This window comes from Parabacteroides provencensis (assembly GCF_900232875.1).
In the GTDB taxonomy this organism is placed as follows: Bacteria; Bacteroidota; Bacteroidia; order Bacteroidales; family Tannerellaceae; genus Parabacteroides; species Parabacteroides chinchillae.
The window spans coordinates 943,721-961,847 of record NZ_LT960488.1 but is presented as its reverse complement, the minus strand read 5'-3'; the positions used below and the strand labels follow the sequence as shown (position 1 = coordinate 961,847).

The 18,127-nt window shown below is 39.2% G+C and carries 24 protein-coding genes; 15 read left to right on the top strand and 9 right to left on the bottom strand.

Annotation, left to right across the window (positions count from 1 at the left end):
- Positions 1-2 precede the first annotated feature (2 nt).
- From rplF to rplQ, 14 genes are all read left to right on the top strand, one after another.
- Complete coding sequence (rplF, locus tag CTY47_RS04260; RefSeq protein WP_099463562.1) at positions 3-554, top strand: 50S ribosomal protein L6; 552 nt, start codon at positions 3-5, stop codon at positions 552-554.
- A gap of 21 nt (positions 555-575) precedes the next feature.
- The gene (gene rplR / locus CTY47_RS04255) at positions 576-920 is read left to right on the top strand and encodes a 50S ribosomal protein L18 (protein WP_099463561.1); all 345 of its coding nucleotides are present in this window, start codon (positions 576-578) and stop codon (positions 918-920) included.
- A gap of 5 nt (positions 921-925) precedes the next feature.
- Positions 926-1,444 carry a 30S ribosomal protein S5 gene (gene rpsE, locus CTY47_RS04250; protein ID WP_099464072.1) on the top strand — a complete coding sequence of 173 codons (519 nt, stop codon included), beginning with the start codon at positions 926-928 and terminating at the stop codon, positions 1,442-1,444.
- An 18-nt stretch (positions 1,445-1,462) separates the two neighbouring features.
- Complete coding sequence (gene rpmD / locus CTY47_RS04245; RefSeq protein WP_099463560.1) at positions 1,463-1,639, top strand: 50S ribosomal protein L30; 177 nt, start codon at positions 1,463-1,465, stop codon at positions 1,637-1,639.
- 29 nt (positions 1,640-1,668) lie between these two features.
- Entirely contained in the window at positions 1,669-2,115 is a 447-nt protein-coding gene (gene rplO, locus CTY47_RS04240) for a 50S ribosomal protein L15 (protein WP_099463559.1), read from the top strand.
- 3 nt (positions 2,116-2,118) lie between these two features.
- Positions 2,119-3,459: a preprotein translocase subunit SecY gene (gene secY, locus CTY47_RS04235; RefSeq protein ID WP_099463558.1), complete on the top strand. Its 1,341-nt coding sequence runs from the start codon at positions 2,119-2,121 to the stop codon at positions 3,457-3,459.
- A 4-nt stretch (positions 3,460-3,463) separates the two neighbouring features.
- The gene (map, locus tag CTY47_RS04230; protein WP_099463557.1) at positions 3,464-4,249 is read left to right on the top strand and encodes a type I methionyl aminopeptidase; all 786 of its coding nucleotides are present in this window, start codon (positions 3,464-3,466) and stop codon (positions 4,247-4,249) included.
- 16 nt (positions 4,250-4,265) lie between these two features.
- On the top strand, positions 4,266-4,484 hold the full coding sequence (infA, locus tag CTY47_RS04225; RefSeq protein ID WP_005634776.1) for a translation initiation factor IF-1: 219 nt from the start codon (positions 4,266-4,268) through the stop codon (positions 4,482-4,484).
- A gap of 13 nt (positions 4,485-4,497) precedes the next feature.
- The gene (gene ykgO / locus CTY47_RS04220; protein ID WP_005645768.1) at positions 4,498-4,614 is read left to right on the top strand and encodes a type B 50S ribosomal protein L36; all 117 of its coding nucleotides are present in this window, start codon (positions 4,498-4,500) and stop codon (positions 4,612-4,614) included.
- A 36-nt stretch (positions 4,615-4,650) separates the two neighbouring features.
- Positions 4,651-5,031, top strand: coding sequence for a 30S ribosomal protein S13 (gene rpsM, locus CTY47_RS04215; protein ID WP_099463556.1), 381 nt, complete (start codon positions 4,651-4,653; stop codon positions 5,029-5,031).
- Between the two features lie 11 nt (positions 5,032-5,042).
- Positions 5,043-5,432 carry a 30S ribosomal protein S11 gene (gene rpsK, locus CTY47_RS04210; RefSeq protein ID WP_005634781.1) on the top strand — a complete coding sequence of 130 codons (390 nt, stop codon included), beginning with the start codon at positions 5,043-5,045 and terminating at the stop codon, positions 5,430-5,432.
- Between the two features lie 121 nt (positions 5,433-5,553).
- On the top strand, positions 5,554-6,159 hold the full coding sequence (gene rpsD, locus CTY47_RS04205; protein ID WP_099463555.1) for a 30S ribosomal protein S4: 606 nt from the start codon (positions 5,554-5,556) through the stop codon (positions 6,157-6,159).
- A gap of 11 nt (positions 6,160-6,170) precedes the next feature.
- The gene (locus CTY47_RS04200; protein WP_099463554.1) at positions 6,171-7,163 is read left to right on the top strand and encodes a DNA-directed RNA polymerase subunit alpha; all 993 of its coding nucleotides are present in this window, start codon (positions 6,171-6,173) and stop codon (positions 7,161-7,163) included.
- An 8-nt stretch (positions 7,164-7,171) separates the two neighbouring features.
- Positions 7,172-7,660, top strand: coding sequence for a 50S ribosomal protein L17 (rplQ, locus tag CTY47_RS04195; protein WP_099463553.1), 489 nt, complete (start codon positions 7,172-7,174; stop codon positions 7,658-7,660).
- Positions 7,661-8,797: 1,137 nt separating this feature from the next.
- Here the strand turns inward: rplQ and CTY47_RS04190 are convergent.
- The 7 genes from CTY47_RS04190 to CTY47_RS04160 form a co-directional block, all read right to left on the bottom strand.
- On the bottom strand, positions 8,798-10,381 hold the full coding sequence (locus CTY47_RS04190) for a tetratricopeptide repeat protein (protein WP_099464071.1): 1,584 nt from the start codon (positions 10,379-10,381) through the stop codon (positions 8,798-8,800).
- A 19-nt stretch (positions 10,382-10,400) separates the two neighbouring features.
- A complete protein-coding gene (locus tag CTY47_RS04185; protein WP_099463552.1) occupies positions 10,401-11,342 on the bottom strand; it encodes a PstS family phosphate ABC transporter substrate-binding protein in 942 nt (313 codons plus the stop codon).
- A gap of 228 nt (positions 11,343-11,570) precedes the next feature.
- Complete coding sequence (locus tag CTY47_RS04180) at positions 11,571-12,386, bottom strand: energy transducer TonB (RefSeq protein WP_199163401.1); 816 nt, start codon at positions 12,384-12,386, stop codon at positions 11,571-11,573.
- Positions 12,387-12,417: 31 nt separating this feature from the next.
- A complete protein-coding gene (locus CTY47_RS04175) occupies positions 12,418-13,080 on the bottom strand; it encodes an ExbD/TolR family protein (RefSeq protein ID WP_099463550.1) in 663 nt (220 codons plus the stop codon).
- 12 nt (positions 13,081-13,092) lie between these two features.
- Positions 13,093-13,701, bottom strand: a complete 609-nt coding sequence (locus CTY47_RS04170) for an ExbD/TolR family protein (protein WP_099463549.1) — start codon at positions 13,699-13,701, stop codon at positions 13,093-13,095.
- A 6-nt stretch (positions 13,702-13,707) separates the two neighbouring features.
- Positions 13,708-14,517, bottom strand: a complete 810-nt coding sequence (locus tag CTY47_RS04165; protein ID WP_099464070.1) for a MotA/TolQ/ExbB proton channel family protein — start codon at positions 14,515-14,517, stop codon at positions 13,708-13,710.
- 119 nt (positions 14,518-14,636) lie between these two features.
- Positions 14,637-15,035, bottom strand: a complete 399-nt coding sequence (locus CTY47_RS04160; protein WP_099463548.1) for a hypothetical protein — start codon at positions 15,033-15,035, stop codon at positions 14,637-14,639.
- Between the two features lie 234 nt (positions 15,036-15,269).
- Between CTY47_RS04160 and eno the strand changes: the two genes are divergently transcribed.
- A complete protein-coding gene (gene eno, locus CTY47_RS04155) occupies positions 15,270-16,565 on the top strand; it encodes a phosphopyruvate hydratase (protein ID WP_099463547.1) in 1,296 nt (431 codons plus the stop codon).
- Between the two features lie 81 nt (positions 16,566-16,646).
- Here eno and CTY47_RS04150 read toward each other — a convergent pair whose 3' ends face one another.
- Positions 16,647-17,000 carry a DUF4907 domain-containing protein gene (locus tag CTY47_RS04150; RefSeq protein WP_233202084.1) on the bottom strand — a complete coding sequence of 118 codons (354 nt, stop codon included), beginning with the start codon at positions 16,998-17,000 and terminating at the stop codon, positions 16,647-16,649.
- Positions 16,981-17,982, bottom strand: a complete 1,002-nt coding sequence (locus tag CTY47_RS04145; RefSeq protein ID WP_099463545.1) for a Kelch repeat-containing protein — start codon at positions 17,980-17,982, stop codon at positions 16,981-16,983. The genes CTY47_RS04150 and CTY47_RS04145 overlap by 20 nt, the downstream gene beginning before the upstream one ends.
- Positions 17,983-18,127 lie beyond the last annotated feature (145 nt).

Below are 18,127 nucleotides of genomic sequence, written 5' to 3'. Positions count from 1 at the left end.
GAATGTCAAGAATAGGAAAATTACCAATTCAGGTACCAGCCGGTGTTACGGTTACAATCAAGGGTAATGTAGTAACAGTAAAAGGTCCAAAGGGAGAACTTGTACAGGAAGTAAATCCTGATATTAAAGTTTCTTTGGAAGATGGTGTAATCCACTTAACCCGACCGACAGATGAGAAAAACCATCGTGCACTTCACGGTTTATACCGTTCTTTAGTTCACAATATGGTTGTTGGTGTATCAGAAGGTTACAAGAAAGAACTTGAATTAGTCGGTGTTGGTTATCGTGTTGCAAATACAGGTCAGTTACTGGACCTTTCTTTAGGTTATACACATAATATTTATTTGTTGTTGCCGAAAGAAGTAAAAGTTGAGACTAAATCAGAGAGAAATAAGAACCCTCTTATTATCCTTGAATCAGCTGACAAACAATTGATAGGTCAGATTTGTGCTAAGATTCGCTCATTCAGAATGCCAGAACCTTATAAAGGTAAGGGTATTAAATTCGTGGGTGAAGAAATTCGCAGAAAGTCTGGTAAGTCAGCAGGTAAGTAATCTACGTAAACTGAAATTATCATGACAACGAAGGAAGAAAGAAGACTAAAGATAAAAAAAGGCGTACGCGGTAAGATTTCAGGTACTACTGAACGTCCACGCTTGACTGTGTTTAGAAGCAATAAGCAAATCTACGCACAGGTTATAGATGATACTACAGGTAAAACAATTGTGGCAGCTTCATCTTTGAAAATGGATTTAAAGGCTCCGAAAAAAGAAGTGGCAGCAAAAGTTGGTGAAATGATAGCAAAGAGTGCTTTGGAAGCTGGTGTTCAGACTGTCGTTTTTGACCGTAACGGTTACCTGTATCATGGGAGAATTAAAGAATTAGCAGATGCTGCACGTAACGGCGGCCTTAAATTTTAATGAAGATGGCAGGAGTTAATAATAGAGTTAAATCAACCAACGACTTAGAGTTGAAGGACAGATTGGTTGCAATCAACCGTGTAACTAAAGTTACCAAAGGTGGACGTACCTTTAGTTTTGCTGCTATTGTTGTAGTAGGAAACGAAGACGGTATTGTTGGTTGGGGCTTAGGTAAGGCCGGTGAAGTAACAACAGCTATCGCTAAAGGTGTTGAAGCTGCTAAAAAGAACTTGATTAAGGTTCCGGTTCATAAAGGTACCATACCTCATGAACAATTAGCAAAGTTTGGTGGTGCTCAGGTTCTTATCAAGCCAGCTTCACATGGTACTGGAGTTAAAGCTGGTGGTGCTATGCGTGCTGTATTGGAGAGTGTAGGTATAACTGACGTTTTAGCAAAGTCTAAAGGTTCTTCAAATCCTCATAACTTGGTGAAAGCAACAATTGCTGCCTTGAATGAGTTGAGAAGTCCGTTGGCTGTTGCACAGAACAGAGGTATTTCAGTAGAAAAAGTGTTTAGAGGTTAATTAGGGAGGATACAAGTTATGGCAACTATTAAAGTTAAACAGACAAAGAGTAGAATTAAATGCCCTAAAGACCAAAAGAGAACACTAGATGCTCTTGGTTTAAGAAAGATGAATCAGGTAGTAGAACATGAAGCTACTCCATCTATTCTGGGTATGGTTGAAAAAGTGAAACACTTGGTTTCAGTAGAAAAGTAATAATTGATTGAAAAAATAAATTATACGATATGAATTTATCAAATTTAAAACCTGCTGAAGGATCTACTAAGACCAGAAAAAGAATCGGCCGTGGTCCGGGTTCAGGATTAGGAGGAACTTCTACAAGAGGTCATAAAGGAGCAAAGTCTAGATCTGGTTATAAAAAGAAGATCGGTTTTGAAGGAGGTCAGATGCCTATTCAAAGACGTTTGCCTAAATTCGGTTTCAAGAATATTAATCGTGTAGAATATAAAGCTATCAATATTTCAACACTGCAACAGATGGCTGAAACTCAGCAGTTGACTAAGATTGGTGTTAATGAATTGATCGAAGCTGGTTTTATTTCTACATCTCAATTAGTTAAAATTCTTGGTAATGGAAGCTTAACTGCAAAATTGGAAGTTGAAGCTCATGCTTTTTCTAAGAATGCTGAAGCTGCTATTCAAGCCGCAGGTGGAACTGTTGTTAAACTCTAAGTCATGAGAGCAGTTGAAACAATAAAAAATATCTGGAAGATTGAGGATCTGAGAAATCGGATCCTCACCACTCTTTTATTAGTAGCTATATATCGCTTCGGAACATATGTGGTGCTTCCCGGTATTGATCCTAAAGCATTGACTGCTTTACAAGAGCAGACACAGGGTGGATTGCTTGCACTGTTGGATATGTTTTCAGGAGGTGCTTTTTCTAATGCATCTATCTTTGCATTGGGAATTATGCCGTATATTTCCGCATCAATTGTTATGCAGTTGTTAGCTATTGCAGTTCCTTCTTTCCAGAAATTACAGAGAGAAGGTGAGAGTGGTCGTAGAAAAATTAATCAGTGGACTCGTTATTTGACAGTTGCTATTTTATTATTCCAAGGTCCTACGTATCTTGTGAATTTAAGTGTGCAATTAAGAGCTGCAGGTGCAGCTTTGCCTCCGGGTATCTGGTTTACACTTTCTTCTACGGTTATTTTAGCTGCAGGCAGTATGTTTATCTTATGGCTAGGTGAAAGAATTACGGATAAAGGTGTTGGAAATGGTATTTCATTTATCATCTTGGTTGGTATTATAGCTCGTCTACCACATTCTTTGTTCCAGGAATTTATTTCAAGAACAAGTGAAAAAACAGGTGGTTTGGTTATGTTCTTGTTTGAAATGTTGTTCTTATTACTTGTTATTGCTGGAGCTATTTTGTTAGTACAAGGTACTCGTAAAGTTCCGGTTCAATATGCAAAAAGAATAATTGGAAATAAACAGTATGGCGGTGCAAGACAGTATATCCCTCTAAAGGTTAATGCTGCTAATGTTATGCCTATCATTTTTGCTCAGGCAATTATGTTTATTCCTATTTCAATCGTTGGTTTTTCTCATACTGGCGAAAGTAGTGGTTTTTGGGCTGCCTTTATGGATAATTCAGGATTTTGGTACAATTTTGTATTTGCAGTACTAATTATCTTGTTTACTTATTTCTATACGGCAATTACAATCAATCCGACTCAGATGTCTGATGACTTGAAGAGAAACAATGGATTTATTCCGGGTGTTAAGCCTGGCAAACATACCAAAGATTATTTGGATACTATAATGGATCGTATTACTTTACCAGGCGCATTTTTCTTAGCATTAGTGGCTATTATGCCAGCTTTTGCCAGAATTGCCGGTGTAAGTATGGCGTTCTCCCAATTCTTTGGTGGTACATCTTTGTTAATTTTGGTTGGTGTAGTGTTAGATACATTACAACAAGTAGAAAGTCATTTGTTGATGCGTCATTACGACGGTTTGTTGAAATCAGGAAGAATTAAAGGACGTTCAGGCTCTGTAGCCGCGTATTAATAGAATGATCTATTTAAAAACAGATGAAGAGATAGAGTTGATGCGTGCTGCAAATCAACTGGTGGGTAAGACGCTTGGCGAATTGGCCAAACATATAGCTCCTGGTGTAAGTACGCTTCATCTTGATAAAGTTGCTGAAGAGTTCATTAGAGATAATGGTGCAGTTCCGGCATTTTTAGGATATGGAGGATTTCCTGCTTCTATATGTGCTTCTGTAAACGAACAGGTGGTGCATGGAATCCCTTCTGCAAAAGCAATTTTAAAAGAAGGTGATGTGATTTCTGTAGATTGTGGAACTTTTTTGAACGGGTTTGTTGGTGATTCTGCATATACTTTTTGTGTAGGAGAAGTTGCTCCCGAGGTAAAAGCTCTGTTGAAAGCAACTAAAGAATCACTGTATTTAGGTATTCAACATGCTATTGAAGGTCGGCGTTTAGGTGATATAAGCCATGCGGTACAATCTTATTGTGAGTCGAAGGGTTACTCTGTTGTCAGAGAGCTTGTAGGTCATGGTTGTGGACGTAAGATGCATGAAGAACCTGAAGTTCCTAATTATGGTCGTCCGGGTTGCGGCCCATTGTTACGTAGTGGAATGTGTATTTGCATTGAACCTATGATCAATATGGGAAGCAAAAATGTCGTTTTTGAAAAAGATGGCTGGACAGTACGGACAAAGGATCGCAAGTGTTCTGCTCATTTTGAACATTGTATTGCAATTCGTCCTGATGGACCTCAGATTTTATCCTCATTTGAGTTTTTAGAAGAAGTTTTAGGTAATAACGCAATTTAATTTGAATTGATTTTATATGGCTAAACAGTCAGCAATTGAACAAGATGGAGTTATTGTAGAAGCATTGTCAAATGCAATGTTTCGTGTAGAATTAGAGAACGGACATGAAATTACTGCTCATATCTCGGGGAAGATGCGTATGCATTATATCAAAATTCTTCCTGGAGATAAAGTAAGAGTTGAGATGTCTCCGTATGATCTATCGAAAGGTAGAATTGCTTTTAGATATAAATAAAAAATAATAAGATATGAAAGTAAGAGCATCTTTAAAAAAGCGTACTCCTGAATGTAAAATAGTAAGAAGGAAGGGACGCTTGTACGTAATTAACAAGAAAAATCCTAAGTATAAACAACGTCAAGGATAATTTATTATTTTTGCAAAGTAAATATTAGTAAGTAATATGGCTATAAGAATAGTTGGTGTAGACTTGCCACAAAATAAAAGAGGAGAAATTGCCTTGACTTATATCTATGGTATTGGTCGTAGTGCAGCAAACTCAATTTTGACAAAAGCAGAAATTGATCGTGATATCAAAGTTAAAGACTGGACAGATGATCAGGCTGCAAAAGTACGTGAAATCATTGGCGCTGAATATAAGGTGGAAGGTGATCTTCGTTCTGAAGTTCAATTGAACATTAAGCGTTTAATGGATATAGGTTGCTACAGAGGTGTACGTCATCGTATTGGTTTGCCTTTGAGAGGACAGAGTACAAAGAATAATGCTCGTACTCGTAAGGGTAAGAAGAAAACTGTTGCAAATAAGAAAAAAGCTACTAAATAATAAGAGTTAATATGGCAAAAAAAACAGTCGCAGCAAAGAAGAGAAACGTAAAAGTTGACGCTTACGGTCAAGCTCATATTCATTCTTCTTTTAATAACATTATTGTGTCTCTTGCCAATAGCGAAGGTCAGGTTATCAGCTGGTCTTCTGCAGGTAAGATGGGATTCAGAAGTTCTAAAAAGAATACCCCTTATGCCGCTCAGATGGCAGCACAAGATTGTGCTAAAGTAGCTTATGATCTTGGTTTGAGAAAGGTGAAAGTATTCGTGAAAGGACCGGGTAACGGACGTGAGTCTGCTATCAGAACTATTCATGGTGCAGGTATTGAAGTAACTGAAATTGTTGATGTTACTCCGCTTCCTCACAATGGTTGTCGTCCTCCTAAAAAGAGAAGAGTATAATTAATTAGTTTCTTGAACATTGAATCCGGAATTGTGAATAGATTGCATATTGACCTTATCCTCTCTGTAATCGCGGCTGCACGGTTCCAGATTCACACAGAACATTTAAAACAATAAAAAAATGGCAAGATATACTGGACCAAAAACAAGAATTGCCCGTAAATTTGGTGAGGCTATATTCGGACCGGATAAAGTTCTTTCTAAGAAGAATTATCCTCCGGGACAGCACGGAAATTTGAGAAAAAGAAAAACTTCTGAGTACGGCATTCAGCTTCGTGAGAAACAAAAAGCAAAATACACTTATGGTGTATTGGAAAAACAATTTAGAAACCTGTTTGATAAGGCTTCTCGTTCAAAGGGTATTACCGGTGAAGTGTTACTTCAATTACTGGAAGCTCGTTTGGATAATGTTGTTTATCGTTTGGGTATTGCACCGACAAGAGCTGCTGCACGCCAGTTAGTTTCTCACCGCCACATAACAGTGGATGGTAAGGTTGTAAATATCCCTTCTTATACTCTTAAAGCCGGTCAGGTTATTGGTGTTAGAGAAAAATCTAAATCTATGGAAGTTGTAGTTGATGCTTTATCTGGTTTCAATCACAGCAAATACCCATGGATTGAGTGGGATCAGTCATCTTTAAGCGGAAAATTACTGCATCTGCCTGAAAGAACTGATATTCCTGAAAACATTAAAGAGCAGTTGATCGTAGAATTGTATTCTAAATAATAATTGATTCCATGGCGATATTAGCATTTCAAAAACCCGATAAAGTATTAATGTTGGAAGCGGACAATTTCTTCGGAAAGTTTGAATTTCGTCCGTTGGAACCCGGCTATGGTATTACTATTGGTAATGCCTTGCGCCGCATTCTCCTATCGTCACTTGAAGGTTTTGCTATTACATCCATAAAAATCGACGGTGTTGATCATGAATTTGCGACGATACCGGGTGTAATAGAGGATGTAACTAACATTATCTTGAATCTGAAGCAAGTTCGATTCAAGCATATCGTAGACGATATTGAGAGTGAGAAAGTAAGTATTACTGTTTCGGGTTCGGAAGTGTTCAAAGCTGGTGATATAAGTAAGCAACTGACAGGATTTGAAGTTTTGAATCCGGATTTGGTTATTTGCCACTTAGATCCGAACGCAAGTTTTCAAATTGAACTGACGATCAATAAAGGTCGTGGCTACGTTCCGGCTGATGAAAACAGAGATCCGAATGCCGACATTCATGTTATAGCAATCGACTCTATTTATACACCTATCCGTAACGTTAAGTATTCAATTGAGAACTTCCGTGTTGAGCAAAAGACGGACTACGAAAAATTGGTTCTTGAAATAGCCACAGATGGTTCTATTCATCCGAAAGAAGCATTGAAAGAAGCTGCTAAGATTCTGATTCATCATTTTATGTTGTTCTCAGATGAAAAGATTGCAATTGAGACAGTAGATACTGATGGTAATGAAGAATTCGATGAAGAAGTACTTCATATGCGTCAGTTGTTGAAGAGCAAATTGGCAGATATGGATCTTTCTGTTCGTGCATTGAATTGCTTAAAAGCTGCAGATGTTGAAACATTAGGTGAGTTAGTGAAATTCAATAAGAATGATTTACTGAAGTTCCGTAACTTTGGAAAGAAGTCACTCACTGAACTTGATGAACTGCTTGAGAGCTTGAACCTTTCATTCGGTATGGATATCACAAAATATAAATTAGATAAAGAGTAAGTAAAGCGATGAGACATAATAAAAAAATAAATCATTTAGGTCGTACAAACACTCACCGTGACGCGATGCTTTCGAATATGGCTTCTTCTTTGATTAAGCATAAGAGAATCTTTACGACAACAGCAAAAGCAAAAGCGCTTCGTAAGTTTGTAGAACCACTTATTACCAAGTCTAAGGAGGATACAACTCACTCAAGACGTATGGTATTTAGTACTTTGCAGGATAAATATGCTGTAACGGAATTGTTCAAAGAAATTGCACAGAAGATCGGAGATCGCCCAGGTGGTTACACCAGAATTATCAAGACAGGTAATCGTTTAGGTGATAATGCGGCTATGTGCTTCATTGAATTTGTAGATTATAACGAAAACATGTTGAAGGATTCTGCTGCTAAGAAAGCGCCTAAAACAAGACGTTCTCGTAAAAAGTCAACTGCTGCTGTTGAAACAGAAGTGGCTGCTCCTACAGCTGAAACAGAAGAAAAAGCTGCAGAATAAGAAGATTCATTCTTTTGAAGTAAAATACGAAAAGGGACTGTCTAACAATAAAAGGTTAGATAGTCTCTTTTTTTTGTAAATTAGGCAGATATAACTTGTAAAAATACTACGCTTAGATTATGAGTAAGCACCTTAATTCAAACTCTCACCGGCTCTTTTTAGTTGCTTACTCTTTGTTTACAGGTTGCCTATCTTATTCAATTTAGTTGCTTACCTAAAAAGTACAGAATCAGAGTCTCAAGAAAAGGTCATTTAAGGGTTCACTTTGTCACCTTCTGTCACCATATTCGGGGCTTCCCAAAAATCCGAAAAATTGTCTTCGATCATTCCACACAATCATACAACCTGCTATTATAGATAATATTACATCATACTGCCGCGTTTTTCAAACTCATAAAAACGATCAATACGGATTTCATTTTAACACTTCCGCGACCACTTTTCCCCAATGTCTTCAGCTTAAGTTTAGTTGCCGTCGGTTTTAACCGACGGATAGTAGAGCCTTCTTCTTTCAAGGGCTTCAGCCCAATAAGAATGAGATAATCAAAAAGAGCTTTCCGATAAGAAATTTGGCTAAAGCCAATACAGATAGATATTCCTTTAATCCGTCAGCTGAAGCAGACGGCAATTGAAACCAGGCTAAAGCCATATCGAAGAAAGGTAACCGAAAACAGATGTATTGAAAACAAGCTCGTCAAGAGCAGGCTCTATCGGTCATCCATAGAGGGAGCGTTGCTCCCTTGTTAGCGGCATCAGCGGCCGGGCTGTTAAACGCAGGTAAAAGATGCAGCGACGAAACCAGCGGCTGTCTGATCGAAGCGAGTTCCGCTGGTTCAGCGAAGTCTTTTGCCGGAGTAGTCCAGACCGTATAGCCTTGACCTTTTGGTTACTTTTGGGTCAAGCCAAAAGTAATAAAAAAGTGTTCGCCGGAAGCACTGAAGCGTCACAAGTATGATTTCGGGATAATGGTGTAATGATATGTAAAACAATAATATATAACCAGATTTAGATCATTTTGCAATTTAGGAATAAGCCCCGGAGATGGTGACAGAAGGTGACAAAGTGTGGCTCTATTTAAAGTCCCTATTTGTGGAACGCCGCACTCTATGACCTTTACAAATAAGCAGCGTTAATATTTTATTTTATATTTTTGAGTGCTTCTTGTGCTACTGTGTTGGTAGGATCCAATTCTAGAATTTTGTTCCAGTAAGGTTTAGAATTAGTTGCATCCTTTTGCAAGAAATAGTAATAGCCTAAGTAACGGTAACATTCGATTAACTCATCGGGATATTTTTGTTTATTCTTTTCCAGCTTTAAGAGGCAGGATTCATAATATGGCTTCGCTAGTCCTTGTTCTGTTTCAGGGTCGCGTAAAGAATTAGTACGAGCTTGCCAAAAGTTACCGAGATAACTATCCGGTGCCTTTTGAGTAACTATGTTGAACAAACTATCGGCTTTTTGAATGTAAGCCATTCGGTTAATGCTGTCATTTGTTGCTGCAGTGTAATAATATCTGCCGAGTTGGAAATAATCAGCCACATCAACTGTTGCGTTTGGAGCCATCATATAATCAGTGTATAGTTCTATTGCTTGTGGAGCATTGCCAAGGCTATTATAAATATCAGCAATCTCTTTATAAATTTCTACGTGTGAAGTGCTTTGCTCAATGGCTTTTTGCATGGCTTCTAAAGCCTTATCGTATTGGCCAGATGCTTTTAGCAGTTTGCCATAGTAAAGGTAATCTTGCCAGATAAACTTTCCATTGGGTATGGCAAAAAAAGATTGAGCAAGCTCAAGGCCTTTATCGTAAGCCTTAGTTTCATAACTATTGTAGATGTTGAGACGTTTTGCCAGAAAATTATCAGGATCAGAGACAAGGCTTTTCTCAACAATTTTGCCAGCATCCGCAAATTTGCCACTAAAGAACAGGGCAGAAGCGTAATGAATCAAGTCGTCAACAGAATAGATATTACCTGATATGTATTTTTGATATGCTTCTATCGCTTTTGTGTAAGAACCCTGAGATGCATAGATGTTTCCCAGATTCCGATATGCCAATAGATTGTCCGGCCGTTTCTCAATTAATTTTTGCAGCATGCCGATTGATAAAGCAGGATTGACAAATTGATATACGTCTGCGTATTTCAGATAAGCTTCTATACATTCCGGATCAAAATAAATGGCCTGTTCATACTTACCTGCCGCATCACCAAATTTTTTGTTTGCAAATAAAATATCTCCTTCATATAGATAGATACCGGGTTCTTTTGCATTATATTTCATCACATTTTCTATTGCCTTATCAGCATCCGGTTTCATATTATTGACCAGGTATGAAGAAGCAATTGCCACATAGACAGCCGCATCCTTCTTATTTATCTTCAAAGCTGTGTCAAATGCTTTTTCTGCAGCGTTTTTGTCGGAAGACAGAAGGATTTTCCCTTCACCTACTTTATTGTATGGATATATTTGCGAGCATTCCCAGCCTTTTTGGTAATCGGCCAGAGCCTCTTGCTTTCGTTTCATGTTGTAAGCAATTTCTCCAAGATAATAGTAAGCTTCAGCCTGTTCTTGCGGACTATCGCTTTTAAGGGTTTTCTCAAACATTTGTTTAGCAGTGGATACCCCAGCCTTGTAATACTCGATTGCCTGTTTATTATCGGCATACGCTACGGATGTCAACAGGCAGATAACGATGATACATATATTTTTCTTTTTCATTTTATTTGATATTAAATGTTTATAATTCATCTCTAACATTTACCATTCGTACAGGTTGAGTTGCCGGAAGCAGTCCGGATTTAAGAATGATACGCTGCCCTTTATCACTTGTGAGGAAAGAAGTAAACCCTGAAGCCAATCCATTTCGTGGTTCCGATAAAATGATATAGACAGGTCTTGTCATTGGATAGTCGTTCAATGCCATATATGCCTGATAAGGCTTGAAACTATTGGCGTTTGTTGCCTTCCGGTAACGACTGACAGACATGACTGTAATATCTTCTTTGAAGCTTAATCCGGTGCTGTCTGCAGGATTACCTATCCAATTTACGCCAATGATACCTAATGCTCCCGGATGGTCGGCCACATAGCGAATGACGGTTTTGTTGCTGTTCGCTGCATGTAGTTTTCCGCTTAATTGTTTTCCCTGACAAATAGAATCTATGGCATACCTTACTGTACTTGAATTAGGATTGTCAAAAACGACTTCAATATGCCCGGTTTTATTTCCTGTTCCTATTTCATTCCAATTACTTATTTTCCCGGTAAATATATCCTTCAGAACAGGTAACCCTATCAAAGAGTCCGGGTTCTGACGGTTTACAATTAGTGCTATGGCATCATAGGCAACTGTTATTGTGCGAGGAAAAAGTTTCTTGTTGTTCATATAATTTGTTTCCTGGTCTGTTAGCGGACGAGAGGTGATAGCCATCCATACACTGTCGTTTAACAGGAGATTGATTGCTTCAGTTTCCCCTGAATAATGTGGTATAATTCCAGCTTCTTTATAAAGGCTTTCAAAAACGGCAATTTCTTCGTCTATGATTGGAGAAAAGCATTCGTCTGCCGCAATTTCTACAGTGCCGCTTGTCGGCGTATTCTCTGCTTCATCGTTTCTTTTATTGCTGCACGATACCAGCAATAAAGTACATAACATATAATAGACTATGACCTGTTTCATTGTTTTATGTTTTTGGGGGTTGCCAATCTATTTACGGTACTTTATTAATCTGTAACTTCAGAAAAGGGCATAGCAGAAAAATAAGATACCACACACTATGCGCATGGTAAATGACATCGTGTCGTTAAACAGATTTGTGAATATTAGTAAGAACGACATGCCGAGGTATATCAGTATCATTAATATACCCCAGATTATTCGTCCGTTTAATTTTTGCGTCTTCATATCTTATTCCAGTTTAAATCGTACGGGAACTGTATAATATACGGGAACTGTTTTCCCGTTTTGCTTGCCGGGTACCCAATCGGGCATTGAAGATATTACCCGTAAAGCCTCTTTGTCGCATGAAGGGTCAAGAGGTCTCAGTATAGTTACCTGGCTCACTTTTCCCGTTGCACTTACAACAAAACGAATGACAACTGTTCCTTGAATACCATTTTCGGCAGCTACTACCGGAAAATGCAGGTTTGAACTGATATACTTTAGTAATTCGGTATTACCTCCCGGATATTGCGGCATCTGTTCTACCACAGTATACGGTGTTGATACTTCTTCAATAACTTCTTTATTGTCTTTTAAATCTGCAATATCGATAGCATCTTTACTGTCGGAACCTTGTACATCAGCAACAGAGATAGACAGTTTTGACTGGGTTAGCTCTTGTTGTGTTTTCAGTTCTTCGTTATCATTTACTTCTTTATCGGCCTTAATGACCGGAGGTGTAAATTTGATGGTGCTTTTCAAAACCGGAGGCGGAGGTGTTTCCTGCGGATGAACAATGTTTTCTTCCGGCACTTTTGTTTCCATATTCAGATTGGAAAGTGTTGTAACCTCCACTACCTGTTCTCTGGTTTTCTGTGGAATCACCGATTTTATAATGGCAGGAAGAACCATTAACAGCAAGGCTCCGGCAGCGATGATGAGCAAGGCCCGGATATGCCTGAGGGAGGAGTTTTTTCGCAACTCGTAGGCTCCGAACTCCTTATTCTTCCCTTCAAAGATAAATTCGCACCATTCCGGTGAGTTTAAATTTATATTTTTGATCATAATGAATCGTTTTATGTGTCCATACGTATTATCTCTTTTTGTCAGGGGCAAGTTTTTTGCTTAACTCTCCTCCGCTTTTAAGATTGTTTACCAGGAATTTATCTCCTTCCGTAATGTCTACAATTGCGTATTTCCCAATGTTACAGATTTGCATTTCGTCTAGCGCATCTACCAGGTTTTTGTATGACGCATCATCTGTTGCTTTTATCAATACAACAGGAGAATCTTTGGAACCTTTGATCTCGGCAGCTTGTTTTTTAAATTCATCTTCTGTAACTTCTTTATTCAGCTTCTTTACTTTGAGCTCTTTTATTTTTCGGATAATGTCTGCATTACGTTCCAGTAATAGATCGCGCAATCCAACGGGCGAATAATCTGTTTTCTGTAATGATTCCGCATGCTTGTAATCCGGTTCGCCGAAATAGTAATAAACCAGATCATCTTCTCCCAGAATCAATGTAATAGCTTTAGAGGCCTTAACCTTGGTTTGTTCGGCTTCCGTTACTTTATCTTTGGATGGCATGCTGATCTCCATCGTCTGCGGTTTGCTTAGCGATGTACAAAGCATAAAAAAGGTGATGAGCAACATATTCATGTCCACCATCGGAGTGAAGTCTACGCGGACATTAATCTTTTTCTGTTTCCCTTTTTTATTTTCGTTTTTTCCTTTATCTGTATTTACTTCTGCCATAACCTGAATGAATTAAGCATTGTCGGGTATCTGTTTGAGGGTCGTTATCAGATTATAACGGTTCTCGCGCAGGTCTTGCAATGTGTTCATAATATTTTTAATTTTAGGATATGGGGTATTCTGGTCGGCTTTAATAGCAATAACCAGGTCGGGATTGACTTCGCGGGCGTGCCGTACCCATTGTTTAAACTGGTTATTGATACTATCTGTAGGAATGCCGTAGTCTTTTAATACCCTGTCTTGATCGTCAGGAGCCAGATTCAGGAATTGTTGCATTGTTTCCACAGGAACGCCGAAAGACGGCAGCAAACTGAAACTGTACATCTCTTTATCTGTGAACCTGATTCCGTAATCTTCTCCCAGTAATTTCAACACGTTGGCTTTATCTTCTTGCTTATCCAGGCTCATGAATACTTTACCGTCCGGATCTACCAGGATAGAGAGGATATTTGTTTCCGGTATTTTAATTTCAGATACAGATCCCGGTGTCGAGACCATTACCGGTTCCTTCTTGATAAAAGTAGACGTAAGCATAAAAAAGGTAAGCAGCAGAACAGTGACATCGCTCATCGCCGTCATGTCGATAAACGTGCTTTTTCGTTTTATTTGTAGCTTAGCCATAGTACGTTAATGTTTGGCGGCGAATGTTTGTACGATAGAAAAACCTATTTCATCTATAGCATAAGTGATATTGTCGATTTTGCTGGTGAAGTAGTTGTATGAGATGATAGCCAATGCACCAGTAGCTATACCAAGTGCCGTATTGACCAGAGCTTCGGAAATACCGGTGGATAATGCTACTGAGTCAGGTGCTCCTGCGTTTGCTAATGCGGCAAAAGACCGTATCATTCCCAGAACTGTTCCGAGTAGTCCGAATAGCGTACCTAAAGTAGAAATCGTTGCAATTACCGGTAAATTCTGCTCCATGGAGGGTAGTTCCAATGCTGTACTTTCTTCTATCTCCTTTTGTATAATTACCATTTTTTGCTCTTTGGTTTGTTCCGGATTTTTCTCTACGTCTGCATAACGAAGTAGGGCTGCATTTACAACATTGGCTATAGAACCTTTTTGAGCATTACACAGTAGGCGTGCTTCTTCGATATTGCCTGCTTCCAATTGCTTTTTTATAGTCTGGACGAAACCAAACAGGTTACCTTTCCCTTTGGATTTACTTATAGCAAAGAGTCGTTCGACACTTAACGTAAGGACAGTAAGGAATAAGGTAATAACTATAGGAACAACAAATCCGCCTTTATAGATTGTTCCGAAATAGTTGCCCGGCAATGGATGGTTGGCCGGGTTATTGTCCATGAAGTTAGCCGGATTACCTAATACAAATTTATAAAAGCAGATGGCTATGATTAAACAGGATAATATGACGATACTTGCCGAAACTCCGTTGGCGGTTTTTTTTATTAATTTATTATTTGTATCCATGATGATGTTTATTTGATTGATTATTAAATAGATGAAAGCGTTATGTGTGCCAAAGGCATACATAGTCCTATCCCTTCTCTCCGTGATGTACGGTAAGGGTTCATTCTATTTATTTTCAATCAAATAAGGAGTTTTCGTAAAGCGTACACCAAATAACCTGCACGATAACGAAGCGAATGGTAGTTTAAAAGATGGGAAGCGGTTACATTTTCGGAAATATGTTGAAGTGTATTGCTTTCTTTTAACAGGCATAGCTCAAGTAATCTGCTTGCCATCTTGACAAAACGCTCATTACCGTCATTTGAATTCTGGCTGTTACGTAGGGTAATGAGAATACTGGTATTTGTTGTAGATATTGATGTATAATCAACAGGGGTTAGGGAATAAATGTCATTGGAAGTGTTTATTGCGCATTGCATTTCTTCCGAAGATATATCGGATACCTTGTTCTGCAATATTCCTCCACTTAACAGGTACAGACAAAGCAGGCTTACTATGGCGAGTAATTTCTTCATCATGGTACGCAATTTTATTTATTAAACAATTCCATCTGTTAAATTGTTTTGGTAAATGTAGTAAATAGAATGATTCGGTGGCTCAATCTTTTTATTTTTAATATCTTCTAACAGATCAATAAACGTATATCTATTAAAAGATAAAGAAACTCGATGAGGATTTGCCAACAATCTGCACCTTCCTTTTGTTATATTTATACAGGACATGAAAAATAGAACTATTAATAATTAGTAAATATGGAAATTGTAAAAGTAGTAGGTAGAGAGATTTTGGATTCCCGTGGTAACCCAACTGTAGAGGTAGATGTACATTTGGCTTCCGGCGCTTTTGGCCGTGCGGCTGTTCCTTCCGGCGCTTCTACGGGTGAAAACGAGGCGATTGAATTGCGTGATGGTGATAAAAAACGTTATGGTGGCAAAGGTGTATTGCGTGCCGTAGAGAACGTAAACAAAGTGATTGCTCCTGCTATTCTCGGCATGAGCGCTTTAAACCAAAGAGAAATAGATAAGAAATTGTTAGAGCTTGATGGCACGAAAACCAAATCCAATTTGGGTGCTAATGCAATGCTTGGTGTTTCGCTTGCTGTAGCTAAAGCTGCTGCAAATTATCTGGATTTACCGCTTTATCGATATATAGGGGGTACAAATGCTTATGTGATGCCTGTTCCGATGATGAATATCATTAATGGAGGTTCACATTCTGATGCTCCTATCGCTTTCCAGGAATTTATGATACGCCCGGTAGGTGCAAGCAGTTTCCGCGAAGGCTTGCGTATGGGGGCTGAAGTCTTTCACGCTCTGAAGAAAGTGCTGCATGATCGTGGATTAAGTACTGCCGTAGGTGATGAAGGTGGTTTTGCTCCCGCATTGGAAGGAACGGAAGACGCCTTAAATTCTATTATGGCTGCTATCAAAGCTGCAGGTTATGAACCGGGCAAGGATGTCACTATTGCAATGGACTGTGCATCGTCTGAATTTTATCATGACGGTGTTTACGACTATACTAAATTTGAAGGAACTAAAGGTGCAAAGCGTACCGCTCAGCAGCAGGTTACTTACCTTGCTGAATTAGTGAGCAAATACCCGATTGATTCTATTGAAGATGGTATGGATGAAAATGACTGGAACGGTTGGCAGATGCTTACTTCTACACTGGGCTCAAGATGCCAGTTGGTAGGAGACGATCTGTTTGTTACGAATGTGGAATTCCTGAAGAAAGGTATTGAAAATGGTTGTGCTAATTCCATCTTGATTAAAGTAAACCAGATTGGTACTCTGACTGAAACGCTGGATGCTATCGAGATGGCTCACCGTAATGGTTATACATCTGTTACATCTCATCGTTCAGGTGAAACGGAAGATGCTACAATTGCTGATATTTCAGTAGCTACCAATGCCGGACAGATTAAGACCGGTTCTTTAAGCCGTTCTGACCGTATGGCTAAGTATAATCAGTTGCTTCGCATTGAAGAAGAATTGGGCAGCCTTGCCACCTATGGATATAAAACATATAAGAAGTGCAAGAACTGCTGATTTTGTAATTACGATAACTATTGTTAAAGAAAAGGCCGGCTATCACTAGTCGGCCTTTTTCATGAGTGTGTTTTACCTATATTAATGTTTATGAGAGAGCGCTTTTATATCTCCTTTTGTAATTGAAAAGTCCCGGTTGGCATTAAGCCTTTCTAAAACAATCGAACCGATTGCGTGTGCGCTGGCCTGATCGGGAAAAGGCATCAATGTATCAATTGCAGGGATGGTGGGTTGGTATATCAACATCTTCCGGTTCATCATAATCCGGTAACCCCATCCATCCCTCAATTGAAAAGTTTGCAACTCCAGTTGCCGTTTGTCCGGAGACCCCATTTCTCCGGAACGGAAATAATAAAGAGTGAACAGTATCGGCAAAAGCAACATACAGGCTGTAAGCAGCCGTGTTTTCCTACTTCTAATAATCTTCATCATCATATTCATAAGGGTGAAGTTCCCAAATATCATCAAATTGAAGAGTGCTGCTTTTGCCCGATACTATGAATCCCCGTTCACCTGACGAGAAAGAAGCTGTTGCTGTCCGGGGTGTTCCTTTAAACTTGGCAACGTTTTCCCACAAGTCGGTCTGAGGATTATATTTCCACGTGTCGCTACGTAAACTTCCGCTTTCTCCACAGCTTATATAGGCAGAGCCATCTATTACGAAAGAAACTCCGTTGGTGCGTACAATGTTATAGTCGTCATCATAATCATCATCCGAGGTGTCGGCAATGTCGCGTAACTGCGACCATGTACCGCTGGATGGATTGAACTTCCAGAAATCTTTTACATAGTCTCCATTATTTTGCCCACAGCAAACATAGGCTTCATCATTAATAACGAAGCAGGTTGCGCCGGTACGCTTGCTTCCTCCGATACTGATTATCTGCTCCCAACTGTTAGACAAGGGATTGAAGCTGTAGAAGTCTTTCAGGTAGTTGCCGTCAAAGCCGCTACCAATATATCCTTTACCGCCTAAACCAAAACTTATGGCTCCACGGCGGGCCGATCCGGGAAAAGGAGCTTTCTGTTCCCACGTATTGTTTGTAGAATCATATTCCCAGAAGTCGTTGTAGTAGCTTTCGTTGTCGAAACCGGTTCCCAGGTAACCTTTGTTGCCAATATTAAAAGCTGTGGCGAGGTAGCGGGCAGTTCCGGGAAAGCTGGCTTTTTGTGTCCAACTATCTGTTTCCATATCGTAGGCCCATAAGTCGGAGAGACATTTCTTTCCCGTCCACCCGCAAACCAGATAGCCTTTATTACCTATAGTAAAAGACGAGGCATCGCTGCGTGCTAATCCGTCAAAGTCGGAGACACGATACCATTTACCTATTAAATCATCATCATCGTCGCTTGAGCAAGCCGTAAAAATGGCTGGCAGCATAATGAGTAAGAGTGTGAATAATCTTTTGTGTGTCATTCTATAAACATGTTACGATTTCTTTTACAGACGCAAATGAACGAGGCTTTTGCGGGTTATACAACTAAAATCGACCAATAGCCATATCCGTTCGGTGAACGGGCAAGGAAAGGAGATAAACCATTTGACAGAATAATAGAGCATG